Source organism: Martelella sp. K41-7, from assembly GCF_055808365.1.
The window spans coordinates 1,856,456-1,874,006 of sequence record NZ_CM147867.1 but is presented as its reverse complement, the minus strand read 5'-3'; the positions used below and the strand labels follow the sequence as shown (position 1 = coordinate 1,874,006).

The 17,551-nt window shown below is 59.4% G+C and carries 21 protein-coding genes, 1 other RNA gene and 3 pseudogenes; 15 read left to right on the top strand and 10 right to left on the bottom strand.

Annotation, left to right across the window (positions count from 1 at the left end; genetic code table 11):
• Positions 1 to 24: 24 nt before the first annotated feature.
• Positions 25 to 504 carry a 30S ribosomal protein S9 gene (gene rpsI / locus AC0L7L_RS08895; RefSeq protein ID WP_473513436.1) on the bottom strand — a complete coding sequence of 160 codons (480 nt, stop codon included), beginning with the start codon at positions 502 to 504 and terminating at the stop codon, positions 25 to 27.
• Positions 504 to 968, bottom strand: a complete 465-nt coding sequence (rplM, locus tag AC0L7L_RS08890) for a 50S ribosomal protein L13 (protein WP_272211488.1) — start codon at positions 966 to 968, stop codon at positions 504 to 506. Before rplM ends, rpsI begins: the two co-directional genes overlap by 1 nt.
• Positions 969 to 1,305: 337 nt before the next feature.
• Between rplM and AC0L7L_RS08885 the strand changes: the two genes are divergently transcribed.
• From AC0L7L_RS08885 to murI, 3 genes and pseudogenes are all read left to right on the top strand, one after another.
• Complete coding sequence (locus AC0L7L_RS08885) at positions 1,306 to 1,746, top strand: VOC family protein (RefSeq protein WP_272211487.1); 441 nt, start codon at positions 1,306 to 1,308, stop codon at positions 1,744 to 1,746.
• 90 nt (positions 1,747 to 1,836) lie between these two features.
• On the top strand, positions 1,837 to 2,631 hold the full coding sequence (locus AC0L7L_RS08880; protein WP_272211486.1) for an RNA methyltransferase: 795 nt from the start codon (positions 1,837 to 1,839) through the stop codon (positions 2,629 to 2,631).
• Positions 2,624 to 3,440, top strand: a pseudogene (gene murI, locus AC0L7L_RS08875) (glutamate racemase). Before AC0L7L_RS08880 ends, murI begins: the two are co-directional and overlap by 8 nt.
• Here murI and AC0L7L_RS08870 read toward each other — a convergent pair.
• On the bottom strand, positions 3,437 to 4,750 hold the full coding sequence (locus AC0L7L_RS08870; protein ID WP_473513433.1) for an Nramp family divalent metal transporter: 1,314 nt from the start codon (positions 4,748 to 4,750) through the stop codon (positions 3,437 to 3,439). The pseudogene murI and the gene AC0L7L_RS08870 overlap by 4 nt on opposite strands.
• 231 nt (positions 4,751 to 4,981) lie before the next feature.
• Here AC0L7L_RS08870 and mntR point away from each other — a divergent pair, with 231 nt between their 5' ends.
• A complete protein-coding gene (gene mntR, locus AC0L7L_RS08865) occupies positions 4,982 to 5,404 on the top strand; it encodes a manganese-binding transcriptional regulator MntR (RefSeq protein WP_272211484.1) in 423 nt (140 codons plus the stop codon).
• Here mntR and AC0L7L_RS08860 read toward each other — a convergent pair.
• On the bottom strand, positions 5,401 to 5,604 hold the full coding sequence (locus AC0L7L_RS08860; protein WP_272211483.1) for a YjiS-like domain-containing protein: 204 nt from the start codon (positions 5,602 to 5,604) through the stop codon (positions 5,401 to 5,403). The two genes, mntR and AC0L7L_RS08860, sit on opposite strands and share 4 nt — an antisense overlap.
• Positions 5,605 to 5,721: 117 nt before the next feature.
• Here AC0L7L_RS08860 and AC0L7L_RS08855 point away from each other — a divergent pair, with 117 nt between their 5' ends.
• A complete protein-coding gene (locus tag AC0L7L_RS08855) occupies positions 5,722 to 6,453 on the top strand; it encodes an ArsR/SmtB family transcription factor (RefSeq protein WP_272214174.1) in 732 nt (243 codons plus the stop codon).
• A gap of 77 nt (positions 6,454 to 6,530) precedes the next feature.
• Positions 6,531 to 8,058, top strand: a pseudogene (locus AC0L7L_RS08850) (helicase HerA domain-containing protein).
• A 22-nt stretch (positions 8,059 to 8,080) separates the two neighbouring features.
• Here AC0L7L_RS08850 and AC0L7L_RS08845 read toward each other — a convergent pair.
• The 4 genes from AC0L7L_RS08845 to ssrA all read right to left on the bottom strand — a co-directional run bounded on the left by AC0L7L_RS08845 (position 8,081) and on the right by ssrA (position 9,477).
• Positions 8,081 to 8,299: a ribbon-helix-helix domain-containing protein gene (locus AC0L7L_RS08845; RefSeq protein WP_272211480.1), complete on the bottom strand. Its 219-nt coding sequence runs from the start codon at positions 8,297 to 8,299 to the stop codon at positions 8,081 to 8,083.
• Positions 8,296 to 8,526 carry a DUF4169 family protein gene (locus AC0L7L_RS08840; RefSeq protein ID WP_272211479.1) on the bottom strand — a complete coding sequence of 77 codons (231 nt, stop codon included), beginning with the start codon at positions 8,524 to 8,526 and terminating at the stop codon, positions 8,296 to 8,298. Before AC0L7L_RS08840 ends, AC0L7L_RS08845 begins: the two co-directional genes overlap by 4 nt.
• 6 nt (positions 8,527 to 8,532) lie before the next feature.
• Positions 8,533 to 9,015, bottom strand: a complete 483-nt coding sequence (locus AC0L7L_RS08835; protein WP_272211478.1) for an SspB family protein — start codon at positions 9,013 to 9,015, stop codon at positions 8,533 to 8,535.
• Positions 9,016 to 9,118: 103 nt separating this feature from the next.
• Positions 9,119 to 9,477, bottom strand: a transfer-messenger RNA (tmRNA) gene (gene ssrA / locus AC0L7L_RS08830).
• Between the two features lie 96 nt (positions 9,478 to 9,573).
• Here ssrA and AC0L7L_RS08825 point away from each other — a divergent pair.
• From AC0L7L_RS08825 to AC0L7L_RS08790, 8 genes and pseudogenes are all read left to right on the top strand, one after another.
• The gene (locus AC0L7L_RS08825) at positions 9,574 to 10,368 is read left to right on the top strand and encodes a thymidylate synthase (RefSeq protein ID WP_272211477.1); all 795 of its coding nucleotides are present in this window, start codon (positions 9,574 to 9,576) and stop codon (positions 10,366 to 10,368) included.
• A gap of 9 nt (positions 10,369 to 10,377) precedes the next feature.
• Positions 10,378 to 10,893: a dihydrofolate reductase gene (locus AC0L7L_RS08820; protein ID WP_272211476.1), complete on the top strand. Its 516-nt coding sequence runs from the start codon at positions 10,378 to 10,380 to the stop codon at positions 10,891 to 10,893.
• 156 nt (positions 10,894 to 11,049) lie between these two features.
• A complete protein-coding gene (hflK, locus tag AC0L7L_RS08815; RefSeq protein WP_473513429.1) occupies positions 11,050 to 12,216 on the top strand; it encodes an FtsH protease activity modulator HflK in 1,167 nt (388 codons plus the stop codon).
• Complete coding sequence (hflC, locus tag AC0L7L_RS08810) at positions 12,216 to 13,166, top strand: protease modulator HflC (protein WP_272211473.1); 951 nt, start codon at positions 12,216 to 12,218, stop codon at positions 13,164 to 13,166. Before hflK ends, hflC begins: the two co-directional genes overlap by 1 nt.
• Before the next feature lie 5 nt (positions 13,167 to 13,171).
• Complete coding sequence (locus tag AC0L7L_RS08805; RefSeq protein WP_473513842.1) at positions 13,172 to 13,357, top strand: DUF2065 domain-containing protein; 186 nt, start codon at positions 13,172 to 13,174, stop codon at positions 13,355 to 13,357.
• 47 nt (positions 13,358 to 13,404) lie between these two features.
• A pseudogene (locus AC0L7L_RS08800) lies at positions 13,405 to 14,143 on the top strand (trypsin-like peptidase domain-containing protein); the annotation flags it as partial.
• Positions 14,120 to 14,773 (top strand): PDZ domain-containing protein, encoded by a 654-nt coding sequence (locus AC0L7L_RS08795; protein WP_473513840.1) that lies wholly within the window; start codon positions 14,120 to 14,122, stop codon positions 14,771 to 14,773. The pseudogene AC0L7L_RS08800 and the gene AC0L7L_RS08795, both read left to right, overlap by 24 nt.
• The gene (locus AC0L7L_RS08790) at positions 14,767 to 14,922 is read left to right on the top strand and encodes a hypothetical protein (protein WP_473513427.1); all 156 of its coding nucleotides are present in this window, start codon (positions 14,767 to 14,769) and stop codon (positions 14,920 to 14,922) included. Before AC0L7L_RS08795 ends, AC0L7L_RS08790 begins: the two co-directional genes overlap by 7 nt.
• Before the next feature lie 4 nt (positions 14,923 to 14,926).
• On the opposite strand, the gene AC0L7L_RS08785 is transcribed toward AC0L7L_RS08790, so the two are convergent.
• Positions 14,927 to 15,490, bottom strand: a complete 564-nt coding sequence (locus AC0L7L_RS08785; RefSeq protein WP_272211469.1) for a GNAT family N-acetyltransferase — start codon at positions 15,488 to 15,490, stop codon at positions 14,927 to 14,929.
• A complete protein-coding gene (gene serB, locus AC0L7L_RS08780; protein ID WP_272211468.1) occupies positions 15,487 to 16,389 on the bottom strand; it encodes a phosphoserine phosphatase SerB in 903 nt (300 codons plus the stop codon). Before serB ends, AC0L7L_RS08785 begins: the two co-directional genes overlap by 4 nt.
• On the opposite strand from serB, the gene miaA reads away from it, so the two are divergent.
• Positions 16,388 to 17,302: a tRNA (adenosine(37)-N6)-dimethylallyltransferase MiaA gene (miaA, locus tag AC0L7L_RS08775; protein ID WP_473513424.1), complete on the top strand. Its 915-nt coding sequence runs from the start codon at positions 16,388 to 16,390 to the stop codon at positions 17,300 to 17,302. The two genes, serB and miaA, sit on opposite strands and share 2 nt — an antisense overlap.
• Positions 17,303 to 17,551: the final 249 nt, after the last annotated feature.

Below are 17,551 nucleotides of genomic sequence, written 5' to 3'. Positions count from 1 at the left end.
CGTAAACAAAAGCAGCTTTTGAAATCAGCGCTTGGAGAACTGGAACGAGCGGCGGGCTTTCGCACGGCCGTACTTTTTACGTTCAACGACACGGCTGTCACGGGTGAGGAAACCACCCTTCTTCAGCACGCCACGCAGTTCCGGTTCGAAATAGGTCAGCGCCTTGGAGATGCCATGACGAACAGCACCGGCCTGGCCGGAAAGACCGCCGCCGGCAACAGTGGCAACGATATCGAACTGACCGCCACGGGCAGCGGCAACGATCGGCTGCTGCAGGACCATCTGCAGGACCGGACGACCAAAATATTCGGAAAAATCCTTGCCGTTGACAGTGATCTTGCCGGAGCCGGCCTTTACCCATACACGGGCGACAGCGTCCTTACGCTTACCGGTGGCATAAGCGCGGCCGAGATCATCAACCTTACGGACGTGAACGGGGGCTGCGGGGGCTTCGGAGGCCGTGGCGACATCGCCCAGCGTCTTCAGATCGGACAGGTCAGCCATTAAGCGCTCCTTACATTCTTCTTGTTGAGCTTGGCAACGTCGAGAACTTCGGGCTGCTGGGCTTCATGCGGGTGATTGGTGCCGGCGTAAACGCGCAGGTTCTTCATCTGGCGACGACCAAGCGGGCCGCGCGGAACCATGCGTTCGACAGCCTTTTCGATGACGCGCTCGGGGAAGCGGCCTTCGATGATCTGACGCGCATTGCGCTCCTTGATGCCGCCGGGGTAACCGGTGTGCCAGTAGTACATCTTGTCGTTGTACTTCTTGCCGGTCATCGCGACCTTTTCAGCATTGATGACGACGACGTTGTCGCCATCGTCAACATGCGGGGTGAAGGTGGCTTTGTGCTTGCCGCGCAGGCGCATGGCAACGAGCGAAGCGAGACGGCCGAGGACGAGACCTTCGGCATCAATCACGATCCACTTCTTTTCCACCTCTTCAGGCTTCTGGGAGAAGGTAACCATTTTCTGATACTCTCGATTTGATTCCGACCCCGAAGGCCGGACGTTTTTTGTTGCTTTGCTTGGGGTATCCCAAGCGGGACATAGACGACGAGCGCATATGCTGGCGGTTGTATAGAGAGAGGTTTGCGGAAGGTCAAGCGTTAATATATAGCGTATTACAAGAATTATCGTTGTTTTTCAATGATTTGAAAATAAGGTATCCTGGTACCGCATGCCAGGATGCTGGTTTTTGGCGTTTGCCGGGCGTGGGGGCGTCATGGCTGGCCGGATAATGCTGGAAATTGCCGAGATTGTGTGAGAACATATAAAGAACAAAATCCGCTTGAAGGAGACTTTGATGGCGCTTGAACGCAGGATCAGCATGATCACGCTTGGTGTGGATGATCTGGCAGCGGCGACGGGCTTTTATGAGAAACTTGGCTGGAAACGGTCATCGGCATCTCAGGACGGGGTGAGTTTCTTCAGCCTAGACGGCATTGTGCTTGGGCTTTTCGGCCGCAAGGCGCTCGCCGAGGATGCCGGGCTTTCCGGCGTACCGGAAGAAAGGCCGGCATTTTCCGGTGTCGCACTTGCCTACAACGTCTCGTCCGAAGCCGCTGTCGATGAAACGATAGCCTTTGCCGAGCGCTGCGGCGCAACCGTGGTAAAGCCGGGTGAGGCGGTGTTCTGGGGCGGATACAGCGGCTATTTTGCCGATCCCGAGGGGCATTTGTGGGAAATTGCCTATAACCCGTTTTCGCCGCTCGATGAGAACGGCCATATGACATTGCCGGACTGAGACGGGGACTGAAGTCTTTGCCTTTTTCTTGCATTCGCCGGCCCTTGGAGCGATAAGCCGCATCGACTGAATGAATTGAAGAAGGATGCCATGGCAGGCACGAACAGCGAGCTTCCGCTCATCACCGAAGGGCCGGTGATCATTCTGGTAAACCCGCAGCTTGGCGAGAATATCGGCATGGTGGCACGTGCCATGGCGAATTTCGGTCTCGCGGAACTGCGCCTTGTCGATCCGCGTGATGGCTGGCCAAGCGACACAGCCCGCGCGGCTGCCTCCAAGGCTGATCATGTGATCGACGGAGCCACGGTGCACGATACGCTTGCCGATGCGATTGCCGATCTCAACTTCGTCTACGCCACCACGGCGCGCAGCCGCGACGGCTTCAAACCGGTGCGGGGACCGAGTGTGGCGGCCCAAACCCTGCGCACCCGCTATCGCGGCGGCGAACGAACTGGCATATTGTTTGGCCGCGAGCGCTGGGGGCTGAACAATGACGAAGTCGGCATGGCCGATGAGATCGTGACCTTTCCGGTCAACCCGGCCTTTGCCTCTTTGAACATCGCCCAGGCGGTGTTGCTGATGTCCTATGAGTGGATGAAATCCGGTATGGAGGATGAGAGCAAGACACCCTTCCAGCCGGTCGAGCAGACGCCGGCGACCAAGCAGGATCTTTTCGGGTTCTTCGACCATCTGGAAGAGGCGCTGGATGATCGTGGCTATTTCCGCCCCGCGCCCAAGAAACCGCGCATGATCGAAAATCTGCGTTCGGTGTTTACCCGTCGCGCCCTGAGCATGCAGGAAATCCATCTGTTGCGCGGTGTGATTTCCTCGCTCGACCGCTATAGCCGCAAGCACCCGCGCGGCGGTGAGGGCAGTGATGGCTGAGGCGGTCGATGGTCCGGTTCTGATTTTCGATTCAGGGATTGGCGGGCTGACCGTGCTGCGTGAGGCCCGCATGCTGATGCCGGACCGGCGCTTCGTTTATGTTGCCGACAATGCGGCCTTTCCTTATGGCGACTGGCCGGAAGGGGCGCTGCTCGCGCATATGCTGGCGCTGTTCGAGCGCCTGCTGGAGGAAATCCGCCCGGCCTGTGTCATCATTGCTTGCAACACGGCATTCACACTGGCCGGCGCTGCATTGCGGGAGCGCTTCACCGACACCGATTTCGTCGGCACTGTCCCGGCGATCAAACCGGCGGCCGAGCGCACTGCTTCCGGACTGATTTCGGTTCTGGCGACACCGGCCACGGTGAAGCGGGACTATACGCGCGCGCTGATCGACAGTTTTGCCAGCCATTGCCATGCCCGGCTGGTGGGCTCGAAATATCTTGCCGCGCTCGCCGAGACTTATATCAGCGGCGGCGCGGTGTCGGACGCGGCCTTGTGGGCGGAGATCGCGCCGTGCTTTGTTGAGGAAGACGGGCGGCGCACCGATATTGTGGTGCTGGCCTGCACCCATTATCCGTTTCTCGCCAACCGGTTTCGCAAGCTTGCGCCCTGGCCGGTGGATTGGTTGAACCCGGCTGAGGCGATTGCCATGCAGGCCAGACGGGTTCTGGGAGAGCGGCCTTCGACCGCTATCGGTGAGACGAGATCGCGATGTGGCGATTTTCACAGGCCGTACTTTGCGTCCCGAGATCACACGCCTGATGCAGGGTTTCGGCCTTTCCGTGGCCGGCAGCGATGCGCCTTAACCCGGAGCAAGGCCGGGGATTGGCACGCCAAAGGTTTGCAGCAGCAGCACAAGATTGAGCGTCAGAACGGAAAGCGAGCCGAGGATCGCCAGTGTACCGATCAGTCGACCATTGGCATATTCCCCCATGATCGCGCGGCTGCGGGTGAAGATCACCAGCGAAATCATCGGCACGGGCAGCGCAATCGACAGGATGATCTGGCTGACCACAAGCGCTTGCGTCGCATTCACGCCGAGCGCGACGACAACAAAGGCGGGGGCCATGGTGATCAGCCGGCGAAGCCATATCGGGATGCGAAAGCCGACAAAGCCCTGCATGATCATCTGCCCGGCCATGGTGCCGACGACCGAGCTTGAAATGCCCGAGGCAATCAGCGAGATCAGGAAGGCGCCGGCAGCCGCGCCGCCTAAAAGCGGGGTAAGCATGTGATAGGCGCTCTCAATCTCCGCGACCTCGCTGTGGCCCTTGTGAAAGGCGCTTGCCGCCATCATTACCATCGCCATGTTGACCACGCCGGCAACGGCAAGCGCCACCACCACCTCGGTATTGGAGAAGCGCAGTATACGGCGGCGGTCGGCCTCGTTACCGACCTTGACGCGGTGCTGGGTGAGGCCGGAATGCAGGAAAACGGCGTGTGGCATGACAGTGGCACCGATAATGCCGACGGCAATTGCGAGCGCGGCGGCATCGGGGATGTCGGGCCGGACCAGATGGAAAGCAGCGTCCCCCCAGGTAATCGGTGCAATGAATAGCTCGACAATATAGCACAGGCTGATGACGCCGATCAGGCTGCCGATGATCAGCTCCATCGGCCGGAAGCCGCGGCGCTCGAACAACAAGATGGCGTAAGTGACGATGGCCGTGACCCCCATGCCCGCCATCAGCGGCATTTCGAATAGCAATGCCAGGCCAATGGCGCCGCCCAGAAACTCTGCGAGGTCGGTTGCCATTGCCGCGATTTCGCTGACGATCCACATCAGGATCACCACCGGTTTGGAAAATTCATCGCGGCAGACTTCCGCCAGGTTCCGGCCGGTGACGATGCCAAGCTTGGCCGAAAGCGCCTGAAACAGCATGGCGATCAGATTGGCAAACAGAACTACCCACAACAGCGTGTAGCCATAACCGGCGCCAGCCTGAATGTTGGTCGCGTAATTGCCGGGATCAACATAGGCGATTGAGGCGATCACCGCGGGACCGACAAAAAGCAGCGCCGAACGCGGCTTGATGCGGCCGGAAGCCATGGCCTGCTCGATGGCCGTATTGGTGCGATCACTCAGTGAGGGCCGTCTGGGATCGGGGTGTGACATATCTTAAGTGCATCATATTTGATTGAAAAGATGTAGATATAGCCAAGGCTACATTTTTGTCAATTGGCGTTATGTATCGAATGCCTTGCTTGACGTTCGGGTTCCAAGTAATTTGTGTGACACTGTTTAGCGTCGGCTTCAAAATGCAATCGGTTTTATCGGCCCGCGGGTCTCGCTTAATATCCGGTCAAGGCGGATGCCAATCGCATCTAAGGTGAGGGAGGAAAGAAAATGGGTGAAGGGCCGGGCAGCCATGCGGACCGATTCCTGAAGGCTCGTTCTGAGCGCGCCTCGGCCTTGCTTGAGGATTATACTGAGCTGATCGCCGACCTCACAGCAGAACATGGCGAGGCGCGGCTGGTGGATATTGCCAGAGCGATGGGCATAGCGCATCCGACGGCGGCCAAGGCCGTTTCGCGTCTGAAGCGTGAGGGGCTGGCAACTTCGCGGCCCTATCGCGGTGTGTTTTTGACTGAAGCGGGCGAGGCGATGGCCGAAAAGGCCCGCATTCGCCACCAGCTTGTGCTGGACCTTCTGCTTGCCATCGGCGTACCCGCAGAGGCCGCCGACCTCGACGCGGAAGGCATCGAACATCACGTCTCCGACGAAACACTGGCGGCCTTCGAGGCGTTTTTGAAGAGGTCGGGCGGCTAGTCCCAGAATGGACGGTTGGCTTCTTCCCTGACCTGATGCGGCTCAATCCCGATATCCCTCAACCGCTCCTCGGTAAGCTCCAGAAGCTCCAGTCGTTGTCTGCGGCGTTTCGGCCAGTAATTGAAGAAAAGTCCTGCAAGCCGGCGCACCAGGTTCACGGCGCTTGAGGGCAGGGCCTGGTTTTTGGGGATCTCGGTCATGGACTGTTCCTTTGGTTGATGACGACGGAGATAGCCCGGGTGCTGCTGGCAATGTTTCGATCGCGAGCGAAGTGTCAGTCGCTGACGGCGTCGCGTGGCGGTGGTAGATTGAGCACTATGACAAATATGGTTTCGGGAAATACGCTTGCCGCTGTCGCCGCTTTGATCGGCGATGTTTCGCGCGCCAATATTCTGTCCGCCCTGCTTGGTGGCAAAGCGCTGACGGCGGGTGAACTTGCCGAATGCGCTGGTGTCTCGCCGCAGACGGCCAGTAACCACCTTGCCAAGCTCGTGGACGGACAGCTCGTCGCCGTCGAAAAGCAGGGCAGGCATCGCTATTTCCGGCTGGCTTCGGCAGAGGTTGCCGAAACGCTTGAACATCTCAGCCTGCTTTCGGCAATCGGTCCTGTTCGCCATCGCCCCACGGGTCCGAAGGACGAAGCACTGAAGGTCGCGCGTACCTGCTATGATCACATGGCTGGCGCGATTGCGGTCGGTATGGCTGATTCACTGGTGCAGTCCGGCGCACTGGTGTTTGATGGCAATGCCGGGATGGTCACCGACAAAGGTCGGGCTTTCCTCGCAGACTTCGGCGTTTCGCTGGCCGACGGCGTGAAAAGCCGGCGGGCGCTTTGCCGGACCTGTCTCGACTGGAGCGAGCGCCGCCCGCACCTCGGCGGCTGGCTGGGTGCTGCCATGCTTGAACGTTGTTGCGCGCGCCATTGGCTCAGGCCTGCACCCGGCGGGCGGGCGTTGATGCTGACGCGCGCAGGGCAGGCAGGGTTCGCGCAGATGTTCGGCCTGCCGGACGATATACTGCGGATCGTGACCACGGAAACCTGTGGGTAACGCCGCATGCCCTCGGCGCGGCCCCTGCCGACCTGCTACAAACGGGCCGCAACACCAACAGAAGGCAAAGGCAGCAAGTGCAGGTCGATATCGATATGGGAACGACATCGACGGGTGACGTGGCCACACTCGATATCGAGGAGTTGCTGGCAACCCGTCTTCTGGTTCAGGGCAATTCGGGCTCGGGAAAATCCCACCTGCTGCGCCGTCTTCTGGAACAGTCTGCCAAATGGGTGCAGCAGGTTGTGATTGATCCCGAAGGCGATTTTGTCACGCTGTCAGAGGCATTCGGCCATATCGTGGTGGATGCCGAGCGCTCGGAAGGTGAGCTGATCGGCATCGCCAACCGCATCCGCCAGCACCGGGTTTCCTGCGTATTGACGCTGGAAGGGCTTGAGATTGACGACCAGATGCGCGCTGCCGCCGTGTTTCTCAATGCGCTGTTCGATGCTGACCGCGATCACTGGTATCCGGTTTTGACTGTTGTCGACGAGGCGCAGATGTTTGCGCCGTCGGCGGGCGGCGAGGTGAGCGAAGAGGTTCGCCGGCTTTCGCTCGGTGCGATGACAAATCTGATGTGTCGCGGGCGAAAACGCGGGCTTGCCGGTGTCATTGCCACCCAGCGGCTGGCGAAATTGGCCAAGAATGTTGCGGCAGAGGCCTCGAACTTCCTCATGGGTCGCACATTCCTGGATATCGACATGGCGCGCGCCGCCGATCTTCTCGGCATGGATCGCCGGCAGGCCGAACAGTTCCGCGACCTGAAGCGCGGCAATTTCGTCGCCCTCGGCCCGGCGATGTCGCGGCGTCCGCTGAAGGTGACGATCGGGCCGGTGGAAACCTCGGCGCGCCTCGTCCAGCCCGAAGCTGATGCCGCTGCCGGACAAGCCGGAAGATGTCGAAGACCTGATCTTTACGCCGGACCCGGAAGACATGGCGCGTCAGGCGACGACACCGCGCCGCGTGGCGCCGCGTCCGCGCCCGACCGTCGACATTATCGATGCTCTGTCGAAATCCGCAGACGATGCCGAGGCGCCGGAAGCGCCGGTGCGCGGTTCGCGTGCGCCGGCAATGTCGGAGGAGGAAAAGGACGACTGGATCGCGATGACACTGGCGGAAATTGCCAGTGCTTCGGACTCAGCTTTCCGTTCAGATTCAGAGCTTTATCAGGATTTTCTGATGCGCGGTCGGATGAAGCGGATTTCCGGTGCGCCGCTCGCCATGTCAGATTTCCGCCGACGGCTCGCCATTGCCCGCTCCGGTGCGGATGACGCGATGGTGGAAAGCGAATCATGGCAGATGACACTGTCCATGCTCAACCATGTGACCGAAGATCTGCAGGGGGTTTTCCTGATGCTCGCCAAGGCGGCGATTGCCGGCGACGCCTGCCCGTCCGATGCGATGATTGCGCGCGCCTATGGTACGCATTCGGCAAGGCGCGCGCGGCGTTTTCTGGACTGGTTCGAGGAGCAAGGGCTGATCGTGTTGCACACCGATCATTCCGGCATGCGCATCGTCGCATTTCCTGATCTCGACCGGCAGTCGGCTGGCGGCAATCCGGATGCGCCGGCGGACCAGCCCGAGCAGCGGGATGCGGCTGAGTAGGGCGCTTGATCCGCGCGATGATCTAGGTAGTGAGGCGGGCCTTCAGCGCATCAAGCACAAAGAGCCGGACGGCCGATGACAGGTTCACGTCTTGAGACCGGGTGTCGTCGATTTCGCTCAAAAGAGCTGCGAGGCTGACACCGCGTTGATGGGCAAGATCACGGATTTCGTTGAAGAAAGCATCCTCGAGGGAAAAGCTGGTGCGGTGGCCATGCAGGCTGACGGAGCGCTTGCGGATCAATCCTTGTGATCCTCGGCTTCGCCATCGCCGGGCTTGCTGTTGCTGGCAATGCGCTCGATGCGGCCTTGTTCGAAAAGCCGCTCCGATTTGGCGCGTTCAAGTCTGTCGCGCTGTTTTTCGCCCTTGCTGCGTCCGTGGACCGCACGGTTTTCAGCGGCGTTTTCCGCCGCCTTCTGCCGTTCTGCGCGTTTGCGGTTCAATCGCAGATTGACGATCTCAGCGCTCATCGCAGATCAGTGCTTCTTGCGGAAAGCGTCGAGAGAGACGACCGAGGCACCGTCTTCCTCGCTGCCGGATCCGCCAGCATCGCCGTTCTCGGCCTGCGGTTCCGCCGGCTTTTCTTCTTCGAGTTCCAGCGTCGCGACATCGAACTCAAGCTCGAAATTCACCGACGGATCGTAGAAACCGACCACAGCGTTAAAGGGGATGACAAGCCGCTCGGGAACGTCGGAGAACGAAAGACCGATTTCGAAAAGGCTGTCGGTTACCTTCAGGTCCCAGTACTGGTGCTGGATGACGATGGTCATCTGCTGGGCGTACTTATCCTTCAGCGCCTGGGAAATACGAACACCGGGCGCGCCGGTCAGGAATGTAATGAAGAAATGATGTTCACCGGGCAGATGCCCAGTTGCTGCGACCTCTGCGATAACCTTACGTACCATGCCGCGCAGTGCGTCCTGTGCCAGAATGTCGTAGCGAATATGGTCTTGCCCCATCACGTCTTTCCCGCCCTTGGCCATTTGATTGCGAACTGACTGTAGCCAATTAAGTCGCCTGATGCCTGAGTGCAATCATTATAGGGGATTTTGTTTAAATTCAGGTGGAGGCTTCTGTTGCCAGGTGCCTCCGAACCCCGCCTTACGGTGCTAACCGCAAGGACTTAAGTTGGGTTTCTGGAACCGCCATTAGGCAGCTACAGCATAACCCTGAGCTTTGTTGTCATTTGCAACTACTCGTATGACCCGATAACGGTGGTATCATGCCGGGCAAAAGGTCAATCTTTACACTCTTGTCGATCCTGTTTCGCCCCCATCACAAGCAGGCCTTGCCGCCTGTTTGTGGTGGAGGCGCCGGGTACCGCCCCCGGGTCCAATAAGCTTATTACATTGCCGTTTATCACCATAGCCGGAAGAACCGGCACGACTGATATAAGTGTTTCAAATGGTTCTGCAAAGGGGGGTGTCGTTCAAAAGCCGGGGAAAGGCAGCTCTTCGCCCTTTTCCACACGCCTTTCATGGCTATAGAACGAAGAACCGACTGCACGAGGGAGCATCATGCGGCAATATCTCGACCTTCTGGGCCATGTGCTCGAAAACGGTACCGACCGGGCCGACAGGACCGGCACGGGCACGCGCTCCGTGTTCGGCTATCAGATGCGCTATGATCTCAGCGAGGGTTTTCCGGTCCTGACCACCAAGAAATTGCATCTGCGCTCGATCATTCACGAACTGCTGTGGTTCCTGAAAGGCGACACCAATATTGCCTATCTGAAGGAAAACGGGGTTTCGATCTGGGATGAGTGGGCCGACGAGAATGGCGACCTCGGGCCGGTTTACGGCGCGCAATGGCGCTCCTGGCCGACGCCGGATGGCGGCCATATCGATCAGATCGAAAAGCTTGTCGACAGCATCCGCAACAATCCGGATAGCCGCCGCCATATCGTTACCGCCTGGAACCCGGCCGAGGTTGACAATATGGCGCTGCCGCCGTGTCACTGCCTGTTCCAGTTCTATGTTGCCGATGGCAAGCTGTCCTGCCAGCTCTACCAGCGCTCCGCCGACATCTTTCTCGGCGTGCCCTTCAACATCGCCTCCTATGCACTTCTAACGCTGATGGTCGCGCAGGTGACCGGACTGAAGCCGGGTGATTTCGTGCATACGCTGGGCGACGCCCATCTTTATGCCAATCATTTCGAGCAAGCGCGCGAACAGCTTTCCCGCATTCCGGGCCGCTTGCCGGTCATGCAGCTCAACCCGACGGTCGATGACCTGTTTGCGTTCAGGTTTGAGGATTTTTCGCTTGAGGGCTATGAAGCCGCGCCATCAATCAAGGCGCCGATCGCGGTGTGAGGGCTTGTCATGAATGATCCTGAAATCGAGATGATCGCAGCCGTTGCCGAAAACAACGTGATCGGCAGTGAAGGGGCCATGCCATGGAAATTGTCATCCGATCTGAAGCGCTTCAAGGCGATCACCACCGGAAAGCCGGTGATCATGGGCCGCAAGACCTATGAATCGATCGGCCGTCCATTGCCGAACCGCACCAACATCATTGTCACGCGCAATCAACATTTTGTTGCTGATAACTGTATTGTTATCAATGTTTTGCATGAGGCAATTGAGGTGGCGCAAGAGAAGTCTCGGTCCTCGGGTTCTGGAGCGATCTGCATTATCGGCGGTGGTGAAATTTACCGGCAGGCCATGCCCTATGCCGGGAAACTCCACATCACCCATGTGGAGAAAGAGCTGGGCGGTGACACGGTGTTTCCGGATATCGATCCGGATATCTGGCAGATCGAGAGCAATGAAGCAGTGCCGGCGGGTGAGAAAGACGACTATCCGACGCGCTATGTGATCTATGTTCGAAAGATCTGATGAACAGGAATTTACCGCGATTTCGGCACTGAGTTGACTGATCGCGTTGAAAGCGCCCTTCCGCGTCCCTATAACGGGACAAACGATAAAGGCGTAAATGAGTGGCTGCGGTAAGTTTTTCGTGGCCTTGAACAATTTCTTTTGGAAGAGGTGTGAATGCCCTGGAGCAATCAGAATGGCGGCGGTCCCTGGGGAGGGGGCAGTGGCGGCGGCGACAATCAGGGTCCGTGGGGTCAAGGCCCCAAGCGCCCGGGTGGTGGCGGCAACGGCGGGAACGGCAATGGCGGTCCGCCGGATATCGAAGATTTCTTCCGCAAGGGGCAGAACCAGTTCAAGGGCATGTTCCCCGGGGGCCTCAGCATTGGTCTGGTAATGATCGTCATTCTCGTGCTGGCTGCTTTCTGGGTGATGCAGTCCGTTTATACGATCCAGCCGGAAGAGCGGGGCGTTGAGCTTCGCTTTGGTGTTCCAAAGGCCGATGTTTCCGGGCCTGGCCTGCATTTCATGTTCTGGCCGGTGGAAACCGTCGAGAAGGCGAACATCACGGAACAGCAGCTCAATATCGGCTCGCGGAATTCGACACGGACGGGCATCATGCTGACCGGCGACCAGAACATCGTCGATGTTCAGTTTGCGGTGCTCTACAGCGTGACCGACCCGCAGGCCTATCTTTTCAACGTCGAAAATCCGATCCAGACGCTGCAGCAGGTTGCCGAAAGCGCGATGCGCGAAGTCGTGAGCCGCAGGCCGGCTCAGGATGTCTTTCGTGATGACCGTGAGGGCATTTCTGAAGATGTGAAGCAGATCATTCAAACCACGATGGATGAATACGGCGCCGGGCTGACGATTGCCGCTGTTTCTATCGAGGATGCCGCGCCGCCAACGGAAGTGGCCGACGCCTTTGATGAAGTGCAGCGTGCCGAGCAGGATGAGGACCGTTTCCTCGAAGAGGCCAACCAGTATGCCAACAGGGCGCTGGGCCAGGCCCGTGGTGAGGCGGCGCAGATTCGTGAAGCGGCTGCTGCTTACAAGGACCGCGTCGTGATGGAAGCATTGGGTGAAGCGGATCGGTTCAACTCGATCTACGAAACCTATGTGGCCGTGCCTGAGATCACCCGCAAAAGGCTTTATCTCGAGACCATGCAGGAGGTCTTCTCCAGGTCGAATAACGTGATCATGGATGAGGATGGAGAGGGCGTTGTGCCATATCTTCCGCTTGACGCGATCGACCGCAATTCGGCCGCCAGGGCGAATGCTGCCAACACCAATAATGGTGGCTCAACCTCCACAACGTCACAGAGCAGCCAGGGAGCGAACCAATAATGTCTTCAAATCGCATATTTGTTCTGCTCGGCGGTATCGTCGCTCTGGCACTGTTGATCTACGCCTCGATTTTCGTGGTCAATCCGCGTGAACAGGCTTTGGTGATCCGTTTCGGCAAGATCTACACCGTCAAGACAGACCCCGGCATTTATTTCAAACTGCCGTTCTCGTTTGCGGGCGCCGATCAGGTTCAGTTCGTCTCCAATCAGGACCTCCGTTTTGATCTCGACGACATTCGTGTCCAGGTTTCTGGCGGCAAGTTCTACGAAGTCGATGCTTTCGTCGTGTACAGGATCACGGACGCGCAGCGTTTCCGTGAATCTGTCTCCGGTGATCGCATGGCTGCCGTTTCGCGGCTTCGCACCCGTCTTGATTCGGCATTGCGCCGGGTTTATGGCCTGCGCGGTTTCGAGGCTGCGCTTTCGACGGAGCGGACGGCCATGATGCAGGAAGTGGGCGATCAGCTCCGTCCTGCGGCAGAGGCGCTCGGCATCTCGATCGTCGATGTCCGCATCCGGAGAACCGATCTGACGCAGGAAGTTTCTGACGAGACCTATGCGCGGATGCGTTCCGAACGTCTGGCCGAGGCCGAGGCGACACGCGCGCGCGGTCGGGAACGTGCCGAAGTGCGGCGTGCTGCGGCCGACCGTGAGGTGGTTGAAATCGAATCCGCTGCTGACCGTGATGCACAGGTGCTGCGCGGTGAGGGGGATGCCGAGCGGAACCGTGTTCTTGGTGAAGCTTTCGGCAAGGATCCGGAGTTCTTCTACTTCTACCGGTCCATGAACGCCTACAGGGACGTGCTCGGGGACAACTCGACCATGGTTCTGTCGCCGAATTCGGAGTTCTTCGAGTATTTCCGTTCAAGCGGCGCCAGTTCACTGCCGCTTAGCCCGGCACTGCCCGGCGGCGCTTCGGCGGAAGAGGTTCAGCAGCAGGCAAACGATTAATGCTGCTGCAGGATATCCTGATCGGATTTGCGTTTTATCTGATCATCGAGGGGCTGGTCTATGCGCTGGCCCCTTCGCTTCTGGTGGCCATGGCGAAGCTGTTGCCGACGGTTCCGGAAGGGTCATTGCGGATCACGGGCCTGATCGCCGTAGCGCTCGGTGTCGGCCTTGTCTGGCTGTTACGCGGATAGGCGTCACGTCCTCCTTCCGCTATGATGACAATCAACAAGACGGAGGCATGATGACCGCGGTCACGCATATTTACACGGTTCGCCGATTTCTGGCCCGGCGCATTGCCGGTGCGGGTTTTCTTGCCGCGTCAGCCGTCGCCGTTCTGCCGCTTGCAGCTCCTGTCGCTCCCGCTCGAGCCCAGAGCCTCGGTGATGTGTCCGTTGCCGATATGGCCGAGGGGCTGCTTGATTCCGTCGTCAATATCTCGATCTCCCAGGATGGTGGACCGTCCGGCGAAACCCGTCCGCTGCCGGATGTGCCGGAAGGCCAGCCGTTTGAGGATCTGTTCGAGGATTTCTTCGAGGGTGAGGAAGGTCCGCGCAGCCGGCAGTTCTCCTCGCTCGGCTCCGGCTTCATCATCGATCCCGCCGGTATCATCGTCACCAACAACCATGTCATCGACAATGCTGACACCATCGAAGTGACGCTTACCGATGGCACCACGCTTGACGCGACCCTGCTTGGCGTCGATGACAAGACGGACCTTGCCGTTCTCAAGGTCGAGCCTGATGCGCCGCTGCCGGCGGTGCGGTTCGGCGATCTCGCGGCAGGTAAGGATCGGCGAATGGGTGCTGGCGATCGGCAATCCCTTTGGGCTTGGCGGTTCTGTCACGCTCGGCATCGTTTCGGCGCGCGGGCGCGAACTCGACGGCCCCTATGACAATTTCATCCAGACGGATGCGGCGATCAACAAGGGCAATTCCGGCGGTCCGTTGTTCAACATGGATGGCGAGGTGATCGGCATCAACACGGCCATCCTGTCGCCGTCCGGCGGCTCGATCGGCATCGGCTTTTCCGTGCCGAGCGAGCTCGCCGAAAATGTCATCGACCAACTCATCGAGTTTGGTCAGACCCGCAGAGGCTGGATCGGCATACGCGTGCTTGAGGTCAGCGGCGCATTGGCTGAATCACTCGGCGCGGATGACCCCGCAGGCGTCGCTGTGGGATCGATCATCGAGGGCGGCCCCTCCGATGGCGGTCCTCTGCAGGAAGGCGATATTATTCTGAGTTTCGACGGGCAGGCAATCGACACGCCCCGCGATCTGCCACGCTTTGTTGCCGAAGGCCGGATCGGCGAACCCGTGGCTGTCGAGATCATCCGCGATGGCGAACGGATGACGGTGCAGGTGACACCGGAACTGCTGGAAGATCCCGAGGGGGCGGAGCAGGCACTGGCCGCAACGGATGAGCCGGAAGCAGATGGCGACGTCGTCACCCCCGGTCTGCCGGTGACCCTCTATGGCATGACACTGGCCGAACTCGATGACAATGGCCGCGCGCTTTACCAGATCGACGGCGGAGTCGAGGGCGTGCTGATCACCGAGGTGGAAGGGGAAGCGCGGCCGCCGGCGAGGGCGTTGAGCCCGGAATGGTAATCGCCGAGGTGGGACAGGATGCCGTGACCACGCCGCAGGAGGTGCGTTCGCGCATCGTTGAGCTGATCTCCGAGGGACGCCGCAGCGTGTCGGTGATGGTCGCCGAACCCGACGGAGCGCTCAGCATCATCAGTCTCGTGCTCGAATAGATGTCTATTCTGCCGATATACGCCAGTCGGCCCGATGCAGTCTGTAAAGCACGTGATGCTTCAACTGAGGATGGCTGTCGGGAACAGAAGGGTGGTCGAAATCGCCTTCTGGATCGCGGCGCATACCCAGGCGCTTCATGACAGCGATGGACCGACTGTTTCCGGCAACCGCGAAGGCGACAATCTGATCATGCCGATGCGCGCCGAAAGCGAGATCGATCATCGCGCGCGCTGCTTCGCTGGCATAGCCCTTGCCCCAATATCGCACGGCCATCCGCCATCCGATTTCGGGTGTTCCCTCCGGCATGATATTCGCACTGTAGTCGTCGTTCAGTCCGGCAAAGCCGATGACCTCTCCGGTCTCCCTCAGTTCCACAGCGGGGAACCCATAGCCGGTCTGCGCGATCCTTTCGCGGACCATGTCGAAGATCGCGTCGGAACCCGCGCGGCTCTGTCGATGGGGAAAATATTCCATGACCTGATCGTCTGAATTAATTTCGTGAAAAAGGTCGCGGTCGCGCTCTTCCCAGTTTCGTACGATCAGGCGTTCGGTTTCGGCGATGATCATGATGCACCTGCCGATGTGACAAATTCGCTGCTGTGATAGCCCTGAATGTAAAGCAGTGCCGTCAGGTCGCCGTGATCGATGCGGATATCGGCCTTTGCCGCGACTGTCGGCTTGGCGTGAAGCGCGACACCGGCGCCTGCCAGCTCCAGCATGCCGAGGTCGTTGGCGCCGTCGCCGACGGCCATGATTTCGGTCTCGGCAATGCCGCGTTTGCGGGCGACATCGTGAAGCGCTTCGATCTTGGCCTGCCGGCCAAGGATCGGGTTGGCGACATGACCTGTCAGCTTGCCGTCCTTTTCGATGAGCTTGTTGGCGCGGTTTTCATCAAACCCGATCATTGCGCCGATGCGGCTGGTGAAGACTGTGAAGCCGCCGGAAACCAGCGCGGTATAGCCGCCATTGGCCTTCATCGTTGCAATCAGCTCTTTGCCGCCGGGCGTCAGCGTGATGCGCTTTTCGATGATTTCGTCAACAATGCCGATATCGAGACCTTCAAGCAGGGCAACGCGTTCGCGAACCGCTGGCTCGAATTCGATCTCGCCGTTCATGGCGCGCGCGGTGATGGCTGCGACCTTGTCCTTCAGCCCGACTTCGGCAGCCAGCTCATCGATGCATTCCTGGCCGATCATGGTGGAATCCATATCCGCCAGAAGTGCCTTCTTGCGGCGGCCGAGAAGCGGCTGGATCACGAGATCGATCGGCAGGTCCGCGACGGCTTCACGGATGGCGGTTTCGGCCGACTGTTTGTTGATGTGGTGCCCAAGAAGGAGGTTGAGGGCGACACCCGGGTTCAGCCATTCCGCCTTTTCGACGGCGACGATGCCGGAAAGCCGGGAAACAAGTTCTTCAGTCACAACAGGGTTTGACGGATTGGCGACAAGCGTGGCAACGAGAACCATGGTGAATTCCTTGGATAAAAAACTGCGTGCGGTTTTGATAACGGGGCCGACGGCGGGCGGCAAGTCCGCTTATGCGCTGCAGCGCGCGAGTGAGACCGGCGGCGTCGTCATCAATGCCGACAGTATGCAGGTCTACGACACGTTGCGGGTGCTGACGGCGCGTCCCTCGACAGATGATATGGTGGGCATCGGCCATTATCTCTATGGGCATGTGACGGCAGGTGCGGATTATTCCACCGGTGCCTGGCTTCGCGATGCTGCAGCACTTATCGAGCGGCTCGAAGGCGAGGGACGGATGCCCGTCTTCGTCGGCGGCACGGGCCTCTATTTCAAGGCGCTGACCGAAGGGCTGGCGCAGATGCCCGATGTGCCGCCCGAGGTTCGAGGGCGCTGGCGGCAGGCATTGACAGATGAAGGCCCTGCGCCGCTTCATGCGATGCTTGCCGAGCGTGATCCTGTGATGGCGGCACGGCTGGAGCCGGCAGACGGACAGCGGATCGTGCGGGCGCTGGAAGTGTTTGAGGCCAGCGGTCGTTCAATTGCGGAATTTCAGGCTGAAACACCGCCACCGCTGATCCGTCCCGAGGATGCGGAAAAGACTGTGATCCTGCCGGAGCGCCCGATGCTGCACGAACGCATCAACACCCGCTTTGCGGCCATGCTGGAGGCGGGCGCGGTGGAGGAGGTTCGTGCGCTTCTGGAATTGGACCTTCCATCCGAAGCGCCGGTGATGCGGGCAATCGGGGTACGGGAAATTGCTGCGATGCTTGCCGGCGAGATGGGTCGCGAAACGGTGATCGAACGCGCCAGTGCCGCCACCCGGCAATATGCCAAGAGGCAGATGACCTGGTTTCGAAACCAGATGGGCGATGACTGGCAAAGGCTTGACCCGGCGACACTTCAGCGGCGGTGACACTGTCGCGTCTGCCTAATTTAATTTCACACGAGCGCCGGTTTGGCTATTTTTCTTGCAGTCGCGCGTTGACTGATGCGGCAAGACCGGCTAATCACCGAAGCATGATTATGAAAGAACTTCTTATTGTGGTGGGATCGCGTATGGGCAGGATGGTGTAACCATCCGGCAGTAGCCACCCATGCGCGACAACAGGCTCCTTGAAGGGGCCTTTTTTTATGCCCGATAACAACGTAATTCCTTGAGACC

Coding starts and splice junctions, on each gene's coding strand:
- rpsI (WP_473513436.1), bottom strand. CDS start 504: ATGGCTGACCTGTCCGATCTGAAGACGCTGGGCGATGTCGCCACGGCC.
- rplM (WP_272211488.1), bottom strand. CDS start 968: ATGGTTACCTTCTCCCAGAAGCCTGAAGAGGTGGAAAAGAAGTGGATC.
- AC0L7L_RS08885 (WP_272211487.1), top strand. CDS start 1,306: ATGGCGCTTGAACGCAGGATCAGCATGATCACGCTTGGTGTGGATGAT.
- AC0L7L_RS08880 (WP_272211486.1), top strand. CDS start 1,837: ATGGCAGGCACGAACAGCGAGCTTCCGCTCATCACCGAAGGGCCGGTG.
- AC0L7L_RS08870 (WP_473513433.1), bottom strand. CDS start 4,750: ATGTCACACCCCGATCCCAGACGGCCCTCACTGAGTGATCGCACCAAT.
- mntR (WP_272211484.1), top strand. CDS start 4,982: ATGGGTGAAGGGCCGGGCAGCCATGCGGACCGATTCCTGAAGGCTCGT.
- AC0L7L_RS08860 (WP_272211483.1), bottom strand. CDS start 5,604: ATGACCGAGATCCCCAAAAACCAGGCCCTGCCCTCAAGCGCCGTGAAC.
- AC0L7L_RS08855 (WP_272214174.1), top strand. CDS start 5,722: ATGACAAATATGGTTTCGGGAAATACGCTTGCCGCTGTCGCCGCTTTG.
- AC0L7L_RS08840 (WP_272211479.1), bottom strand. CDS start 8,526: ATGAGCGCTGAGATCGTCAATCTGCGATTGAACCGCAAACGCGCAGAA.
- AC0L7L_RS08835 (WP_272211478.1), bottom strand. CDS start 9,015: ATGGGGCAAGACCATATTCGCTACGACATTCTGGCACAGGACGCACTG.
- AC0L7L_RS08825 (WP_272211477.1), top strand. CDS start 9,574: ATGCGGCAATATCTCGACCTTCTGGGCCATGTGCTCGAAAACGGTACC.
- AC0L7L_RS08820 (WP_272211476.1), top strand. CDS start 10,378: ATGAATGATCCTGAAATCGAGATGATCGCAGCCGTTGCCGAAAACAAC.
- hflK (WP_473513429.1), top strand. CDS start 11,050: ATGCCCTGGAGCAATCAGAATGGCGGCGGTCCCTGGGGAGGGGGCAGT.
- hflC (WP_272211473.1), top strand. CDS start 12,216: ATGTCTTCAAATCGCATATTTGTTCTGCTCGGCGGTATCGTCGCTCTG.
- AC0L7L_RS08795 (WP_473513840.1), top strand. CDS start 14,120: ATGGATGGCGAGGTGATCGGCATCAACACGGCCATCCTGTCGCCGTCC.
- AC0L7L_RS08790 (WP_473513427.1), top strand. CDS start 14,767: ATGGTAATCGCCGAGGTGGGACAGGATGCCGTGACCACGCCGCAGGAG.
- AC0L7L_RS08785 (WP_272211469.1), bottom strand. CDS start 15,490: ATGATCATCGCCGAAACCGAACGCCTGATCGTACGAAACTGGGAAGAG.
- miaA (WP_473513424.1), top strand. CDS start 16,388: ATGGTGAATTCCTTGGATAAAAAACTGCGTGCGGTTTTGATAACGGGG.
- serB (WP_272211468.1), bottom strand. CDS start 16,389: ATGGTTCTCGTTGCCACGCTTGTCGCCAATCCGTCAAACCCTGTTGTG.